The sequence below is a fragment of the Chloroflexota bacterium genome, from assembly GCA_014360805.1.
Lineage (GTDB): Bacteria > Chloroflexota > Anaerolineae > DTLA01 > DTLA01 > DTLA01.
This window is the reverse complement of record JACIWU010000008.1, coordinates 13,543-28,684: the sequence shown is the minus strand read 5'-3', so window position 1 is coordinate 28,684 and position 15,142 is coordinate 13,543. Positions and strand designations below refer to the sequence as shown.

At 64.8% G+C, this 15,142-nt stretch carries 19 protein-coding genes; 4 read left to right on the top strand and 15 right to left on the bottom strand.

Annotated features, from left to right (window positions below):
• Nucleotides 1–97: 97 nt before the first annotated feature.
• From H5T65_02450 to H5T65_02385, 14 genes are all read right to left on the bottom strand, one after another.
• Entirely contained in the window at nucleotides 98–511 is a 414-nt protein-coding gene (locus H5T65_02450; protein MBC7258086.1) for a PIN domain-containing protein, read from the bottom strand.
• A complete protein-coding gene (locus H5T65_02445) occupies nucleotides 511–729 on the bottom strand; it encodes a DUF2281 domain-containing protein (GenBank protein MBC7258085.1) in 219 nt (72 codons plus the stop codon). The genes H5T65_02450 and H5T65_02445 overlap by 1 nt, the downstream gene beginning before the upstream one ends.
• A 171-nt stretch (nucleotides 730–900) precedes the next feature.
• On the bottom strand, nucleotides 901–1,164 hold the full coding sequence (locus H5T65_02440) for a type II toxin-antitoxin system RelE/ParE family toxin (protein MBC7258084.1): 264 nt from the start codon (nucleotides 1,162–1,164) through the stop codon (nucleotides 901–903).
• 1 nt (nucleotide 1,165) lies between these two features.
• Nucleotides 1,166–1,390, bottom strand: coding sequence for a hypothetical protein (locus tag H5T65_02435; protein MBC7258083.1), 225 nt, complete (start codon nucleotides 1,388–1,390; stop codon nucleotides 1,166–1,168).
• Between the two features lie 145 nt (nucleotides 1,391–1,535).
• The gene (locus H5T65_02430) at nucleotides 1,536–2,201 is read right to left on the bottom strand and encodes a lysoplasmalogenase (protein MBC7258082.1); all 666 of its coding nucleotides are present in this window, start codon (nucleotides 2,199–2,201) and stop codon (nucleotides 1,536–1,538) included.
• Nucleotides 2,202–2,341: 140 nt separating this feature from the next.
• Entirely contained in the window at nucleotides 2,342–2,839 is a 498-nt protein-coding gene (locus H5T65_02425; GenBank protein MBC7258081.1) for a YbjN domain-containing protein, read from the bottom strand.
• A gap of 106 nt (nucleotides 2,840–2,945) precedes the next feature.
• Entirely contained in the window at nucleotides 2,946–3,641 is a 696-nt protein-coding gene (locus H5T65_02420; GenBank protein MBC7258080.1) for a hypothetical protein, read from the bottom strand.
• A complete protein-coding gene (locus H5T65_02415) occupies nucleotides 3,638–3,964 on the bottom strand; it encodes a hypothetical protein (protein MBC7258079.1) in 327 nt (108 codons plus the stop codon). The genes H5T65_02420 and H5T65_02415 overlap by 4 nt, the downstream gene beginning before the upstream one ends.
• Before the next feature lie 32 nt (nucleotides 3,965–3,996).
• Entirely contained in the window at nucleotides 3,997–4,959 is a 963-nt protein-coding gene (gene uvsE, locus H5T65_02410) for a UV DNA damage repair endonuclease UvsE (protein MBC7258078.1), read from the bottom strand.
• A 222-nt stretch (nucleotides 4,960–5,181) separates the two neighbouring features.
• Nucleotides 5,182–6,255, bottom strand: a complete 1,074-nt coding sequence (locus H5T65_02405) for a hypothetical protein (GenBank protein MBC7258077.1) — start codon at nucleotides 6,253–6,255, stop codon at nucleotides 5,182–5,184.
• A gap of 4 nt (nucleotides 6,256–6,259) precedes the next feature.
• The gene (locus H5T65_02400; protein ID MBC7258076.1) at nucleotides 6,260–7,207 is read right to left on the bottom strand and encodes a bifunctional enoyl-CoA hydratase/phosphate acetyltransferase; all 948 of its coding nucleotides are present in this window, start codon (nucleotides 7,205–7,207) and stop codon (nucleotides 6,260–6,262) included.
• Nucleotides 7,204–8,382, bottom strand: a complete 1,179-nt coding sequence (locus H5T65_02395) for an amidohydrolase (protein ID MBC7258075.1) — start codon at nucleotides 8,380–8,382, stop codon at nucleotides 7,204–7,206. Before H5T65_02395 ends, H5T65_02400 begins: the two co-directional genes overlap by 4 nt.
• 27 nt (nucleotides 8,383–8,409) lie before the next feature.
• On the bottom strand, nucleotides 8,410–9,399 hold the full coding sequence (gene trpS / locus H5T65_02390) for a tryptophan--tRNA ligase (protein MBC7258074.1): 990 nt from the start codon (nucleotides 9,397–9,399) through the stop codon (nucleotides 8,410–8,412).
• 51 nt (nucleotides 9,400–9,450) lie between these two features.
• Nucleotides 9,451–9,669 carry a glutaredoxin family protein gene (locus H5T65_02385; GenBank protein MBC7258073.1) on the bottom strand — a complete coding sequence of 73 codons (219 nt, stop codon included), beginning with the start codon at nucleotides 9,667–9,669 and terminating at the stop codon, nucleotides 9,451–9,453.
• Nucleotides 9,670–9,843: 174 nt separating this feature from the next.
• Between H5T65_02385 and H5T65_02380 the strand changes: the two genes are divergently transcribed.
• Genes H5T65_02380 through H5T65_02365 form a run of 4 tightly spaced genes read left to right on the top strand, consistent with a single transcriptional unit; the run spans nucleotide 9,844 to nucleotide 13,246 of the window.
• Entirely contained in the window at nucleotides 9,844–10,764 is a 921-nt protein-coding gene (locus H5T65_02380; GenBank protein ID MBC7258072.1) for a diacylglycerol kinase family lipid kinase, read from the top strand.
• Nucleotides 10,765–10,786: 22 nt separating this feature from the next.
• The gene (locus H5T65_02375) at nucleotides 10,787–11,101 is read left to right on the top strand and encodes a hypothetical protein (protein MBC7258071.1); all 315 of its coding nucleotides are present in this window, start codon (nucleotides 10,787–10,789) and stop codon (nucleotides 11,099–11,101) included.
• 17 nt (nucleotides 11,102–11,118) lie between these two features.
• Nucleotides 11,119–12,471 (top strand): Eco57I restriction-modification methylase domain-containing protein, encoded by a 1,353-nt coding sequence (locus H5T65_02370; GenBank protein ID MBC7258070.1) that lies wholly within the window; start codon nucleotides 11,119–11,121, stop codon nucleotides 12,469–12,471.
• Entirely contained in the window at nucleotides 12,443–13,246 is an 804-nt protein-coding gene (locus H5T65_02365; GenBank protein MBC7258069.1) for a TaqI family restriction endonuclease, read from the top strand. Before H5T65_02370 ends, H5T65_02365 begins: the two co-directional genes overlap by 29 nt.
• Nucleotides 13,247–13,339: 93 nt before the next feature.
• On the opposite strand, the gene H5T65_02360 is transcribed toward H5T65_02365, so the two are convergent.
• Nucleotides 13,340–15,118: a hypothetical protein gene (locus tag H5T65_02360; protein ID MBC7258068.1), complete on the bottom strand. Its 1,779-nt coding sequence runs from the start codon at nucleotides 15,116–15,118 to the stop codon at nucleotides 13,340–13,342.
• Nucleotides 15,119–15,142 lie beyond the last annotated feature (24 nt).

Genomic DNA, 15,142 nt, shown 5'->3' with positions numbered 1-15,142 from the left:
CGACCTCGGCACACTGCCTAGCCGCGCGGAAGGCTCACTCCACCACCCGCCGCTCCGACAGCGGCAGGATGCCGCTCGTATTCGCGGCGCACGCACCCTACGAATTGCCGCTTCCTCCTACGGCCTCCCCTGGGGTTCGCCGTTTGCTATCCGTGCGGTCAAAGTCCGCGTCAAGGCTGATCACCGTGGCGCCGGCCTGCTCTGCCGCCGCGTACTGATAGGCGTCGTCAAAATCAAGGCTGAAGCGGCGCATGGCATCCACAACATGGTGCAACGAGTCGGGCCGAACCGACACGAGCGTTACCCCGCCATCCACGAACACGTCGTCCACGAACCGAAGCAGTGCATCTGGCTGCCCAAGCCTCGTCAAAACGATCCCGATAGAGTGCAGGGTAAAGTCGGACATGGCGAGTTCCGCAGCAGGCGTCTGCGCCAGAAAGTTCCCAACTTCTTCCGAACGTTCCTGGTCAAGCAGACGCTCAAGCCAAACATTGGTGTCTACCAGATACATCAGTCACCTCGCCAAGACAGTGCCTGTCGCTGCAACTCAAGTGATGTGTACTGTTCGCGGTACGCGCGCAAGGCGCCCGCCCAGTCTTGGCGCAGGGTCTCTCTGGCCTGTCGGCTCCTCTTGGCGATCAGGAACTCTACGAAGTCAAGAACCTCGGCGCGCATATCGGGTGGAAGTTCCCGTATCATATCCTCTAGCGATTTGGCTGTTGAGTCCATGGTCTTGCTCCCCATCCCCCGGTGACATTACCATTTGACTTGACACGGTTCCAGGTCTCACCTTTTCGCCGTTCTCCGCCTGCCCCAAGCCGTTTCCTTGAGCACCGATATAGGCCGGATGCTACGCCCGATTTGGCAGGTAGTCCAGACCTCCAAACGGTAGGGTTCGGGCTACGTGATCTTGTAGACCTCTCGGCGATGCCGGACGAAATGCACGATGATCCTGTGGCTTGCCCTCTGGACCGTGTAGAGAACCCGGAGATCGCCCACGCGCAGTTTGAAGACCCCCTTCCATTCTCCCGTTAGGGATTCGGGGCGCACGTGATCAAAGTTCTCGGCTAGCCAGCGAAGCCTAGCGAACACCCGTCGCACGTTGGCCGCGTCCAGCCGGGCTAGGTCGGCCTCGGCGTCAGGCGTGAAATGTACCTCGTACATCTCACCAACTCACGCCCAGACTCGCCGCCGTCTCCTGTGCAGGAATGGTCTTCCCCCCGGCTTCTACGTCAGCGAGAGATCGCTGCAATGCCACCTTCATATCCTCGCGGAGTTCCAAGCCCTCGTCGGGGTCGCCAAGCATCTCCATGAGCGCTTCGGCCACCGTGTCGCGGATGAGTTTCTTGAACTCGTCTACACTCAAATCCGAGATTTTGGTCTCTGCCATCGCTTCTGCTCCAACCCTTGTTGCGTGGACTGCCGTCTGAACCCATCCACATTATAAAGCACATTCGGCCCCAGGTCAACGCCTTGACCGCTCCCCGGAATCTTGCCCAGTCGCGAGGGCGAGGAAGTCGCCCCAGCCCACCCCCTCACCCGAAGTAACTTGCCGCCAGCGCGATGAGGAATTGTCCCGCGTAGTAGAACGCCAGGCTGATGCGGTGATACCGCCACGGCCGCCAGAATCGCGCCGCGGCCAGGATGACATCCGACACGTAGAACAGCACCGCCCCGGCCGCCACCATCGCCGCCTGCCCCGCGCCGAACAGCGGGCTGGCCAGCGTGGAAACGGCGCGGTTCACCATCACCGAGATGACCACCATGTACGCGATGACCGGCACCCGCATCGTCCCCAGGTTGGGGCGGATGAGCGCGTAGAACCCCACGCCCGCCGCCAACAGCACCGCCGCCGAGAGGACGTCCCAGCCCGACGAGCGCCCCAACGACGCGAACACCGCCGTGTACGCCACGTGGGCCAGCAGGAACAGCCCCAACCCCACGACGAAAGCCCTGCGGCTCTCGTGGAACATGAGCGCCACGTCGCCGCCCAGCGAGAGAACCAGCCCCATGAGCACGCCCACGGTGTAGGTCGCGTTCTGGGCCGGCTCCAGGAACGCCAGCGCGCCCGCGGCGATGACGAGGATTGTGGACAGAGGCTTGAACACGTACACCAGGCCCCGCCTGTTGGCGAATTCGGCCCAGATGACGAGGATCACGGTAACGGCCAACGGGAATGCGAGGAAAACCGCAGGCTTCATCGCGCTGCCTCCTTGAGCGAGCGTGCCGAAATGCTACGGAGACTTGGCGCGCGGCAGGCAGTATCTCCACACCGCGCGCCTACGACCACCGACGTACACTTGCGCCAGGCGTGGGCTCAATGGCCGTACCACCCTCGGGACTACCGGCCCTCCACGGCTGCGATGGCTTGTTCGGGCGAGACGTTGCCGTAGATGACGCTCATGATGCCCGGCAGGTACTTGTCCATCATGAGGACGTTCGTGTACACGAGCGTCTTCACCATCTCTGGCGTCAGCACCCCGCCCTCCACGTCAATGCTTGTCTTGTAGCGGATTTCGCCGTCCGAGTAGTCCATCTCAAAGTTGCCCAGCACCAGGCCGTAGTTGGCCCGTGTGAGAAACTCGGCGACCGCCGGCCGCTTTTCCACCGGCGACTTGGCCTCCAGCACCGAGTAGAAGATGAAACGCTGCTGCTCGTTCTTGGCCTGGCCGTAGCACAGCCAACTCCCGTTGCGGCCCGAGAACCCCATCTGAAGGATGGGCCTGTCCTCCAGTTGGCGGAACCGCCAGTCGTCGTCCTTGAAGAACTGAACCATGGTGTCAAATACGGTTGCGCTCATACCGCTCTCCTTTCTGGCTACTCTGTAGCCTGCGCGCATTATAGCCCAGCCATGGGGGCTGTCAACGGCCACCGGCGATTCCCCCACCGCTTCACCGCAGAGGCCCTACCCGCGTCGTCCGCACCTGGACGGCGGGCGGATGCCATCACCCCCAGGCCCCGCCGCGTCGGGCTACCTCGGCCAGGACCCGCGCCACCACGCTGGCCAGGTCGCCGCTGGCCGGCGACGCGCACACGTAGGTCCACCCAGGAGGGACGGCTGCGCGCTCGGCCAGCCCCACGCTCACGCCCCCTTCGGCGCAGGGGATGGCGATGGGCATCGGATAGCGCACGCCGCCCTCCTTCACCTCAAACGAGCCTTCGGGGTACAGGCCGGCTCCTTTCAGCGCGCGCCAAAGTCGTTCTTCCAGCGGCTCGCGCATCCACAGGTCGTTGATCTCGTCGGCGGAGAGGAGCCGGCCCAGCGTCGTCGGCAGGAACACCAGCCGCCGCAGCCGCCTGCTGGGGATCGGCCGGGGCAGCGCCTCCACCGGCCCCAGCACCACGCGGTAGTACCAGTCGTTGGCGCGGGGATGTTCGGCCTCGTCGGGGAGCAACTCGCGCCGCCGCGCCAACTCAAACCGCAGCACCGGAGCCACATAGCGCACGCTCCAAGCCATCTCCCCGAAGACCTTGCTGAAGTAGAACGCCAGCAGGTCGGCCCCTACTTGGCGCGGCGCGCGCTTGACCGGAATGCGATACCAGCCCTGGGTCTGCACCGTCTCCCAGTCGCGACGGTTGTTCACCAGCACCACAAGAACACGATAGGTCTCCGGCGAACGGTAGGGCGTCCCCATGCTCATCGCAGCGTAACCGCCAGGTAGATGGCAGCGGCCAGGCCCATCAGCAGCCAGAGCAGCGCTAACACATGGGCCACACACCCCCACCAGCCTGCGGAACGGGCAACCCGAGATTTGTCCGAGGATTCCCCGCCCGATCTCTTCGCGAGCGCGCGTTGCCCTTTGGCCCAGCGGCGACTGGTGAGGCCCAGGACGATCAGCATGCCGCTCCCCAGCCCCCCGCCGAGCAGCGCATAGGAATATGAGGGGTTGTCGGGGCCTGCGCGCAGGATGAGCCAGGCCGCGCCCAGCAGCGCCACCGCCAGCAAGAACAGCCACCAGATCATCGGCGAGTTCCTCATCGCGCCCGCCCCCGCCGTCAGCAGATGTGGAGCGCCTCCGCCAATTGCGGCGCCAGGCGCTGAACGTCTTCGCGCAGGCGCAGCAGCGCCAGGTCCTTGGCCTTCGCCTCCAGCATCACATCGTAGGCGCGCAGCCCTGCCGTGTCTTGCACAAATCGGATGAACTCAAACGGGTTGATGAGGTCCGAGTGTTGGGTCCACAGCGGCGGCAAGAGCACGTTCTGCCGCCCGCCGTCCGCCATTTTGCGCGTGGCCGTGCGGAACTCCGTCCGCGGCGAACTGAAGTGAATCTTGGGGGTCTGCCCGTGCGGCCATGAATCCAGCGCCATGCGCACGGCGTCCAGAAGCGGCACCCCCTCGTGGTTGCAGTTCTGGTAGTGCAGGTAGTCAAAGATGAGGCGGATGCCGGTCTGCCGATGCACCCAGTGGGTATCCGAGATGCAGAACTGGCTTTCGTCGTTCTCCAGCACGAGACGCCTGCGGGCCGGCTCGGGCAGGCGCTCGTAGCGACGGGCAAAGCGTTCCAGCGCGGCCTTGCGGTCGCCGTAGAGGCCCCCCACATGGGTTACGACGACGGCCTCGTCGCCCAGGCCCATCTCGTCCAGGATGCGCGCCTGCGCCACGATATCGCGTGCGCCCTTCTCGGCGATGGATTCGTCCTCGGCGTTGAGCACGATGTACTGCGAAGGGTGGAAGGACAGCCGCAGGTCCTGCTTCCGCGCCATGTCGCCCAGGGCCGCCAATTCTCGGGCGCACTCGTCAATCTGATTGTGGAAATGCGGCATGTCGGGGTGCGTCAGATAGGGGGCGATGTCCGACGAGATGCGGTACATGCGGATTTGGACCTCGCCCAGGTAAACAAAGATGTCCCGCAGATAGGCCAGGCTCACGCCCAGGTGCGGGTTGTTCTGCCACCTGCGCGTGTCGTGCGATTTCAGCCCGGGCCGTCCCAGCACCTTTACCGCGAATCCAAGCCTCATGCTCTGCGCTCCGGCGTGTGGGTGTGCGCCTCGCAGGGATAGCCTTGCCGCACGCGGGTTCCGTGTCCGAACCGCGCGATGGGCACGTTAGCACGTTCGCGGGCCGCTGTCAAGCGCAGCAGCGGCTCGGCTCTGTCGCATGTGGCAATCCAACCGATACCGTTCTGCGCCATCGCGGGCCAAGCGACGCAATCCCCGTTACGCCCCCTCGCGAGCGGCGTGTCAGGGCCGGCGCCTGGCCGCGAGGAAGAACCCTGCCGCCAGCCCGACGCCGAGCGCCACCACCACCGCCACCACGCTGACGATGCCCACATCCAGGCGCTCCAGCAGGCCCGGCACAGGCGTGGGCGTTGGTGTCGGCGTGGCCGTGGGCGGCACGGGCGTGGGCGTGGCCGTCGGCTCGGGCGTGAAGGTGGCCGTAGGCGTGGGTGTAGGCGTGTCGGTTGGGGTGGCCGTGGGCAGCGGCGTGTCGGTCGGCACGGGTGTATCAGTGGGCGTGGCCGTGGGCTTGGGCGTGTTCGTAGGGGCGCGCGTCGGCGCGACGTAGGTCAGGCAGGCGTCGTCCCAGAACGAATCGTTGTGCTTTACGGCGTACTCTTGCCAGCCTTTGGTGTACACCGTTACGTGATCGGCCAGGGCGCGGGTGGTTACCGTCAACTGCACCCATGCGTCGTAGGGGAAGCCGTCGGCGTCGTAGCGCCGCGTCTCGCGATCCAGCACCGGCTCGGACCAGACGGTCGTTTCGGGCGGGGGCGCGCCGAACCCAGGCGGCGTGTTCCCGTAGGGGTCAATGCCGGCCTGCACGCGGTAGTAGCCCGGCCCGCCCTCGGTCAGGTCAGAGATGAAACTGTTGTTGCGGCCGTACATCTCGGTCTGGCCGGTGTAAATCTGCACCCAGATGGTGAAGGTAACCAGGCTTCCCTTAGGGACGGCCACCCGCTGGTAGAAGCCCGACGTGTGCGTGGCCCAGAGGGTGAAGAACTTCTGCGAGAACCGCCCACTGTGGACGCGATAGGGGCTGTTCTTCTCTACGATGTCCTCCACCTTGAACTCCGGCTCGCGGTTGCGCACCTGATCGCCCAACAGCGACCAGGGATACCAGCCGTTGGCCACCCACGACGACAGGCTGGTGCCTTCGCCAAGGGTAAGGCGGCTTCCATCTTCAAAGCCCGGGTTGAGCAGAAGGTTGCCCGGGCAGGGATTCTGCGCGGGCGGCGCGGCTATCGCCACGGTGAGGGGAAGCGCAAGGCTGACGAGAGTCGCGATCCAGATGGCGCGTGCGACGAACTTCCACATAGAGTTAGGCATCTCCTTGCGAAGCAGATTGTTGCGCGTGGGCGAGCACGACGGCCATCGCAATGGACAGGACGCGCGTTACGTGCTCGTCAGCACGTGAGTTGATGATGATGGGGACTTTGGCGCCGACCACCAGGCCGGCCATGCGGCCATTGGCGAAATACAGGATGCTCTTCGCCATGGTGTTGCCGGCCTCCACGCTGGGGACGATGAGGATGTCGGCGCGGCCGGCCACCTCGCCGCCCAGGTTCTTGATGCGCGCCGCCTCGGGCGATATGGCCGCATCCAGGGGCAACGGGCCATCCACCGCGGCGTCGTCCACCCAGCCTTGCGTGGCCATGCGCGAAAGGGCCAGCGCGTCAATGGAGGAGGGTACCTTCGGGTGCACCGTCTCCGACGCCGCCAGGATGGCCACTTTGGGGCGCCGGATGCCGAACAGGCGCGCCACCTCCACCGCGTTCTGGATGATCTCCAGTTTCTGATAGATGGTCGGGTACAGCACGACGCCGCTATCGCTGATGTAGATAAGCCGATCCAGGCCGGGAATCTCAAAGATGCCCACGTGGGTCAGCAGCCGACCGCGTCGCAGGCCGTACTGGCGATCCAGCGCGGTGCCCAGCAGTTCGTCGGTCTTCAGTTGGCCTTTGGAGACCACGTCGGCAGCGCCCTCGCTGGCCAGGCGCACGGCTTCGCGGGCAGCAGTCAGCGCGTCGGGCACGTGGGTGATCTCCATACCGGCCAGGCTCAGCCCTTCCCGCTCGGCGATGGCGCGGATGGCGCGCTCGTCGCCCACCAGGTGGCAGTGGGCGATGCCCTTGCGCTCCACCTCTTCGGCGGCGATGAGCACTTCGGGGTCGGCGGCGGCGGCGACGGCCACCGTCTTCGGCCCCACCGTGATGGCCTCTTCTATCATCTCGTCAAACGTCGTGATGGGTGAGGTACGCGGTTTCACTTCGCACTCCTCATGTCATCGCCAGCGCGCAGGCGGGCCAGCGCCAGCACCGCAAACAGTGCGGCCCCAACAGCCAGCGCCGACTCGTCCACGTCAAACCGCGACGTGTGGATCGCTCGGAACGGCTGCCCATGCCCGCGCACGCCGAGCCGCAGGTAGCACCCGGGGGCGCGCGCCGCGAAGATGCTGAAGTCCTCGGCGCCCATTTCCACCGGCTGATCGCCAAACCGCTCGCCCAAGAGTTCGCGCCCGACCCGCTGCGCCAGATGGGTCAAATCGGGGTCGTTGACCGTCGGCGGGTAGCCATCCAGAATGGAGAGTTCGTAGTCGCCGCCCAGGGCGCGGGCCACTTCGCAGGCGCGCTCCACCCCGCGGATGAGCGCCGCCCGGACTTCGGGCGTGAAACTGCGCAGGGTGCCCTTGACCTCCACGGCGTCGGGGATGATGTTGCCCTTCGCGCCGCCGTGAATGCTGCCGGTGGAGATGACGCCGCTGTCCAGCGGAGAAATCTGCCGCGCCACCACATGGTTGAGGGCCACCACCACCTGCGCGGCCAGCAGGATGGGATCCACGCCCTTGTGCGGGTAGGCGCCGTGGCTGCCCTGGCCCCGCACGACCACGCGGAACGCATCCGCGGCGGCCATGACCGGCCCCGAGCGCACGCCGGCCGTGCCCGCATAACCCTCGTCGTCCACATGCATCCCGAAGATGGCGCTCACCCCATCCATCACACCCTCGGCGACCATCCGCATCGCCCCGCTCTGGCCCTCGTCGTCCTGCCCCTCCTCACTGGGCTGGAAGATGAGGCGGACCGTGCCCTGGAATGTGCATTCTTTCAGGAGCATGGCCGCCCCCACCAGGCAGGCCATGTGCATGTCGTGGCCGCAGGCGTGCATCACGCCCGGGTTGCGCGAGGCATATGGGACTTCGTTCTCCTCCTGGATGGGCAGCGCGTCCATGTCGGCCCGCAGCGCCACGATGGGATGCCCCACCCCCATATCGGCGACAACGCCGGTCTTGCCGACGCCGACGCGCGGCTTCAGGCCAAGCGACGTCAAAAGGCCCGCGATGTAGTCGGCGGTCTCGTGCTCCTGGAATCCCAGTTCGGGATACTGATGCAGTCTTCGGCGAATCTCAACAAGCCGAGGAAGCAGCGCGTGTGCGTTGGAAAGCATGGAGTGGCCTCGCTAATGGCGTCAGGGTCAGGGCAGGCGGACGGCTCGCCTCACCTCGTCCAGCGTCTGCGATGCGATGGCGCGGGCGCGGGCCGCGCCGTCACGCAGGATGTCCCACACGTCATCGGGATGATCCGCATACTTCTGGCGAATCTCTCGGAACGGCGCCAGGAACTCTATCAGTTCCTCGGCGAACATCCGCTTGTGCTCCACGCAGCCCAGCGTCGCGGCCCGACAATCGCGCGCGATCTGATCCATACGGGCATCGTCGCCCGCAATGAGCCGGTGCAGCGTGAAGATGTTGCACACTTCCGGATGGCCCGGATCCTTCTTGTACAGGCGGGCGGGGTCGGTTACGGCCCCCATGACCTTGCGACGGATGTCTTCGGGCGAGTCGGCCAGTTCAATACTGTTGTCCCGTTCCAGCGACTTGCTCATCTTGCTGACGCCGTCCAGGCCCAGGATTTTGGGCGCCTCGGTCAGCACCATCTGCGGCTCCACCAGCACCTGGCCGTAGCGGGCGTTGAATCGGCGCACGATTTCGCGTGCAAATTCCAAATGCGGGGCCTGGTCTATGCCCACGGGCACGGCGTCGGCCTTGTACAGCAGGATGTCGGCGGCCATGAGCACCGGATACCCGACGAGGCCGTAGTTCACGTTGTCGGGCTGCTCGCGCACCTTGTCCTTGAACGTGGGCAGGCGCGTCAGCCAACCGAGCGGCGTTACCATGCCCAAGAGCGCGTACAGTTCGGTTACCTGGGGGACGTGCGACTGGACGAAAACGATGGTGCGCTTGGGGTCAATGCCGGCGGCCAACCAGTCCAGGATCATCTCGTAGGTGTAGTCGCGGAGCGGCGACGTGTCCACCAGCGAGGTGAGCGCGTGCAAATCCACCGCGCAGTAGACACAATCGTACTCTTCCTGTAACGCCACGTAGTTGCGGATGGCCCCGAAATAGTTGCCAAGATGTTGGCGTCCGGTTGGACGCGCCCCGGAAAAGACCCGTCCCTTCTTCATACCCTCACCTCAATCCAAACATCTGTAGCCGAACCGGCCACTCTAGACGCTTCAGTAGCCGTTGAACCCCACGCGGACGCGCCCGCCCTCCACGATGGTGGGGACGGCGCGCTTGCGGCCGTTGAGCGCCAGCATGCGTTCGCGAGCCTGGCGGTCGGCGAGAACGTTGTACTCGGTGAACGCCACGCCGCGCCTGCGAAGGTCCTCTTTCGCCGCTGCGCTATAGGGGCAGCCGGGCTTTGTGAAGATGATGACTTCTTCCTCAGGCATCGCCCGCCTCGCGATGGTTCTTCCTGCCGCACGTAGTTTACCATAGGTGCGCACGGTGGACAAAATCATCCCCGCAGTCGCTTTGGGTGGAAACCTGTAGCCCTGACGGGTGTTTGAAGGATGAAACAACCTCGTGCTATAATTGAGAATACCCGTACGGGGAGGAGAAGATTCATGGGCAAGCCAAAAGCCTTTGTCATCGTGAATCCGGTCGCCGCCAATGGGCGGGTGGCCGTGCGGTGGCCCGACGTGCGGGCGCACTTGACCCGCCTAGGCCTGGACTTTGACTTCCGCCTGACCGAGCGGCCGCTGCACGCGACGGAAATCGCGCGCGAAGCGGCCCAGGCAGGTTACAGCCCCATCGTGGCCTACGGGGGAGATGGCACCCTCATGGAGGTGGTCAACGGCCTGCTGGGCGAGCCGGGCCAGCCTTCCGAGGTGCCGCTGGGCATCATCCCGGGTGGCACCGGCTCCGACTTCGTGCGCACGCTGGGCATCCCACACGACTACCGCGAAGCCTGCGCCAGGCTCATGAGCGGCACGGAGCGCCTGGTGGATGTGGGCCACACTACCTTCAGGGCCTTTGACGGGAGCGAGCGGCGGATGTACTTCGCCAACGTGGCTGGCCTCGGCTTTGACGGCGAGGTGGTGGAGCGGGTGCAGCGCAGTTCCAAGGCCCTGGGGGGCACGCTGACCTACCTCATGAACCTGCTCTTGACGTTAGTGTACTACAAGAACAAGCATGTGGCCCTGCGGTTTGATGGGCAATCGCAGGACAGGCGGATGAATTCCGTGCTCGTGTGCAACGGGCGCTACTTCGGAGGCGCCATGTACATTGCGCCGCCGGCGGAGTTGCAGGATGGCGAGTTTGAACTCGTGATTCTGGGCGATTTCTCCAAGCCGGAACTGGTGGTTAACGTCCCGCGGGTGTACAAAGGCACCCACCTGACGCACCCCAAGGTGCAAATTCACAAGGCGTGCGAGGTGCACGTGGAAGCGAAGGAGCGCATGCTGGTGCAGGCCGACGGGGAGTTGGTCGGGCAAGCGCCGGCGTCCTTCCGCATCGTCCCGCGCGTCCTGCGGGTCATCGCGTGAGCGGCGCGAGAGGGGGCGCAACGTGAAACAAGCATGGCGGCAGTTGTGGGGGTGGCGCTGGCCCGTCCTGGGCGTGGTGGTGGGAGCCATCGCCGCGAGCATTCTTCGTTCGTTCGGCGTCGGGGTTACGGTGGAAGAGGGCCTGCTGTGGGGGGCGGTGGCGGGACTCGTGGTGATGTACACGCCCTACTTTCTGCGTTCGGGCAAGATGGTTACGAAGCGCGACAATCGGGTGGTCAATTTCGTCGCGGGCGTGTTCGTATTCCTGGGCATCTCGGCCATCATCATCGCCATCTTTTTGGGCATCTTCTGGGTACTGTCGCTGTTCATCCGATGAACCCCGCGCGGAGGCGTATGCGAGCACAAATACCCTTATCCGGCGAACGGCCCGAGGCCGACACAGACGCGACCCGGGAGGCAGGTAGCCGCCTGCCAGCCTCGGGCGAGGATCGCGCGCGCGCCTATGGCATGGTCGCCACCCCGCCCGAAATCGTGGAGTTCATGGTGGGCCTGTGCGAGCCGAGCGTTGCCGGCCCATTGGATGTGCTGGAGCCGGCCTGCGGCGATGCCCCCTTTCTGCGCGCCTTTGTCGCGCGGTACGGGATGCGCCACGACCTCACAGGCGTGGACATCCACGCGGCGGAGACGCGCCTGGCGCAAGCCCAGATGCCCACAGCGCACTTCCTGGACACCGACTACCTGCTTTGGGAAACCGAGCAGCGTTTCGACATCATCATCGGCAACCCACCCTACGGGATTATCGGGGATGCATCCCATTACCCGATCCACACGCTTCGGGAGCACAAAGCGCTCTACAAGAAGCGCTTCGCGACATGGTTTGGAAAGTACAACATTTACGGGGCCTTTATCGAGCAATCCGTGCGCCTTCTGAAACCCGAAGGGAAAGCCGTGCTCGTAGTTCCCGCCACATGGCTTGTTCTAGACGATTTCGCGCGACTCCGCGCGTTCCTGGCGCATTCGGGCAAGGTAACGATCTACTACCTGGGCAAGGCATTCCCCAAGCGAAACGTGAGCGCCGTGGTCCTCGTGCTCGCGAAAGGCGAAAGGGGACTGGAACTCTACGACGGCATGGAACGCGCCGTGAGCAAACAGGAGTACCGCGGCGAAATCATCCGCTTTGAAACGCCGGACGCGGTGGCGTTTGAGCGCAGCGGTATTCCGCTGGGCGAGTGTTTTCGCGTCCACTTCGCGGCGCGGAGCCCAGAGATTCGGAAACACCCCTCGGTCGTTACCGCGCCCCGCGAGGGCTGCGTCCCTATCCTGACGGGTCGTAACCTGCAACGCGGGCGGATTGACTACGAGACGTGCTATTCGGGGCTGTGGATGCCGCGAGAAGATGCGCCGCAATTGCGCGCCTTCTACGCTTCGCCCCACATCGTCGTTGCCCACACCAAGGGGACGCGCGTTGTCGCCGCTGTGGACTGGCGCTGTTACCCCTGGCGCGAGGAGTTCCACCTGGTGCCGCTCGTGGGCATTCCAGACCTGGATGCGTTGGTAGGCTACCTGAACAGCGACGAGGTGCAGCACTACACCCGCGCCCTTTACCGCGATTTCGTACCGCACCTCACGGCTACCATGCTGAAAGTGCTGCCGATACCGAGGAAGTTGATCGCGATGCAAGCGGAAATCCAGTTGAGCCTGTGGAGGAATGGCGACCATGGACAACCCTATACTGGTGCGTTTTGAGGAGTTCCTCACATCCATTCCCCTGGATCATTACCGAGACGAACTGCTGCCCGTCAAGACCGTAGAACAGGATTTGCCTCCGGCGCTCAATCCCTTACCTTCCATTTATGAGAGTTACTGGATGCCCCAGCAGGATGCTCCCAGGTTCCCTTGCTATGAGGAGTTCTTTGAGAGATGGTGGAAGTCGCATCTGGAGCCGCTGGACGATTTCATCGGCAAGTACTTCTGGGGGTGCTCGCGCGATTTCGTACGCCTGGGGTTCAAAGCCCGCCTTTATCGCACGCTCATATCCGTGCTGACGCAGTTTCACTTCGCCTACACGTGGATTGCCTGCTGCAGGTTGCCGCTGGAAGCCTCGGCCGATGCCGACATGAACGGCATCGATGCGCTGGTTCGCCACAACGACTCTGCGGTCGCGCTCCAGGTGAAGAAGGAAACCTATCGCACGGAGGCGAGGGGCGTTGGGCGCTTCGCTCAGCGCAAAATGCGGGTTCTCTTGGTTGTGGAGGTACCCTATACGATCACAGGGGCAGAGGAGTGGCAGCGGCGCGCGCAGCGGGCGAAGACCGCTCACACGCGCGAGCGATACAGCGCCTTTGCCTTCTTGGCAAGCCAACTGCAGAGGAGACTACCGAACGGGTTCGTCGTATTCCGTGAAGAGTACCCGCAAGCGGTGGAAAGAGTCATCGCGGAGGCCATTCAGAACGAGCGCCAGGGTCTCATCCCCTGGGACGAACTGTTGCAGCAAATCCGCCCGTGGGCGCCAGCCCCATAGGTCCGCAGCGCCAGTAACAAGGCGCCAAGCCTTTCGGCACCGTGCGCCGCGATCGTCCGGCGTGGGGATCATCGAACCGCAGGCTCCCCTAAACTATGGCAGTGCCCTGCGCATCTGTTCCAGCCAAAGCGTCAGGCTTGTGAGCGCCCAAACGAACCGCTGCGCGCCAACGTGGAGGGGTTCACCGGCCAGGGCGCGGCCGAACACCCGACGCACGCCGCTCGGCCGGCAGAACGCCATCAGCGGGTTCTCGGGTGCGAGCACCAGATCCCCCACCATCTGCCGCACCACGGGATGGGTGAACACATCGCGGAACGGCAGCAGGAAGGCCTGGCGCTCGCGGTACACCCACTCACGGGGCACGCTTTGGGCCAGCAGGGCCTTGAGCAGGAATTTGGCCGTGCCATCGCCCCGTTTCTCGCGCCATGACATGGAGAACGCCGTCCGTATCACTTCCGGCTCCATGAAGACGTGGAGCACGAACGCCCCGCGCTTCAATAGCGGATCAAAGGGGCGCGCACCGCACATGTGCGTCCCGTGTCGCAGCATCGCCATCATCGCCACCCGATCTTCGGGCGTCATTCCGTGGGGCAAGCGTACCTGCACGACATCCAGCGCGTCCCGCATGGCGGCACGTATGTCGGGCGGGATGTCGTAGGCCAGCCCAAGCAGCGTACCGTGCAAAAATGCCGCGTTCTCAAAAACGGTAAACCGCACGCTGCGCTGCAAGGTGGACGCAATGCGGGCTGCCGTGCCTTCCCGCTGCCAGAACCAGAGGGGGTATGCCATCGCCCCTAGCGCCCGTAAGGGCGATGGAATCGCGTAGATTTTGCGCCAAGACGACAGTCGGAAGCCCGTGTCAAACGGGTGCCCCGCGCTCGTTCCGGTGGCAACCATCGCAGGCATCTCGCCGTGCTGTTCCCTGTCCCGCACCAACGCCAGCGTCGGGAGGATGGCCGGATCGGAGAAGGGAAAGCCGTACTCGCGGGCCATACCCTCCATCATCTCGGGGACACGATCTGGGTTCCACACAACCCGGTCGCAGGCCAGGCCCAGACGATCCGCCATGTCCTGCGCCAGGCGGTAGAAGGGGTCTGATTCGGGGCCTGTCGTGAAGTTCTGGAGGCCCACATCCGTGCGGCCCAGCGCCGCCAGCCGCGCCGCGATCAGCCCGGAATCCACGCCGCCGCTGAAGTGCACCGCCGCGGGCCGCGGCATGCGCTTCAGCACCGAGTCCAGCGCCTGCCGCACGCGCTCCACCGGCTCGCTACCGTCGGCGGGGACCAGCATGTCAGAAGGGTGGAAGAACTCTTTCTCCGAGGGCACCCCGCCCGCCGACAGCGAGAAGACATGCCCCGGCTGCACGCGCCGTACCGCCTCGGACAGGGTGTGCGGCGGGGGCACGTAGTCGCACTGGAACATCAGGTAAACGCCCAGAGGATGGAGCCGAAGCCCGGCCCAGCGCACCATGAGCCGCAGGTCGTTTCCGAACACCCAGTCGCCGCCGGTGTTGGCGTAGTACAACTGCTCCACGGTCAGAATCGGTACCGCAACGCGCACATCGCCCGACAGGAGCGACACGTCCATGCGGATCGCATTGGTTTCAAAGCCGCGCGGCGACTCCTGTGCCAGCGCCTGTGCCCGCGTCAGCGTGTCCAGCGGGATGAGGGTCAGGCCGCTGCCCTGCTCGCGTACCAGCGCATGGGTATCGGGCGGGCGCAGGCTGACCCAGCCGAAGGCAAACACGCGGCCATCGGCCACCGTGCGCGAGAATGCGTAGGGCCGCAGGCCAAGCCATTCGGCGTGGCGGGATAGGAGTTCACGCCATCGGGATTCGCCCGTGGGTGCGCCCAGGAACGCGAAGAAGAACATACTCCCCTCCTGTGGCGCTCTCCG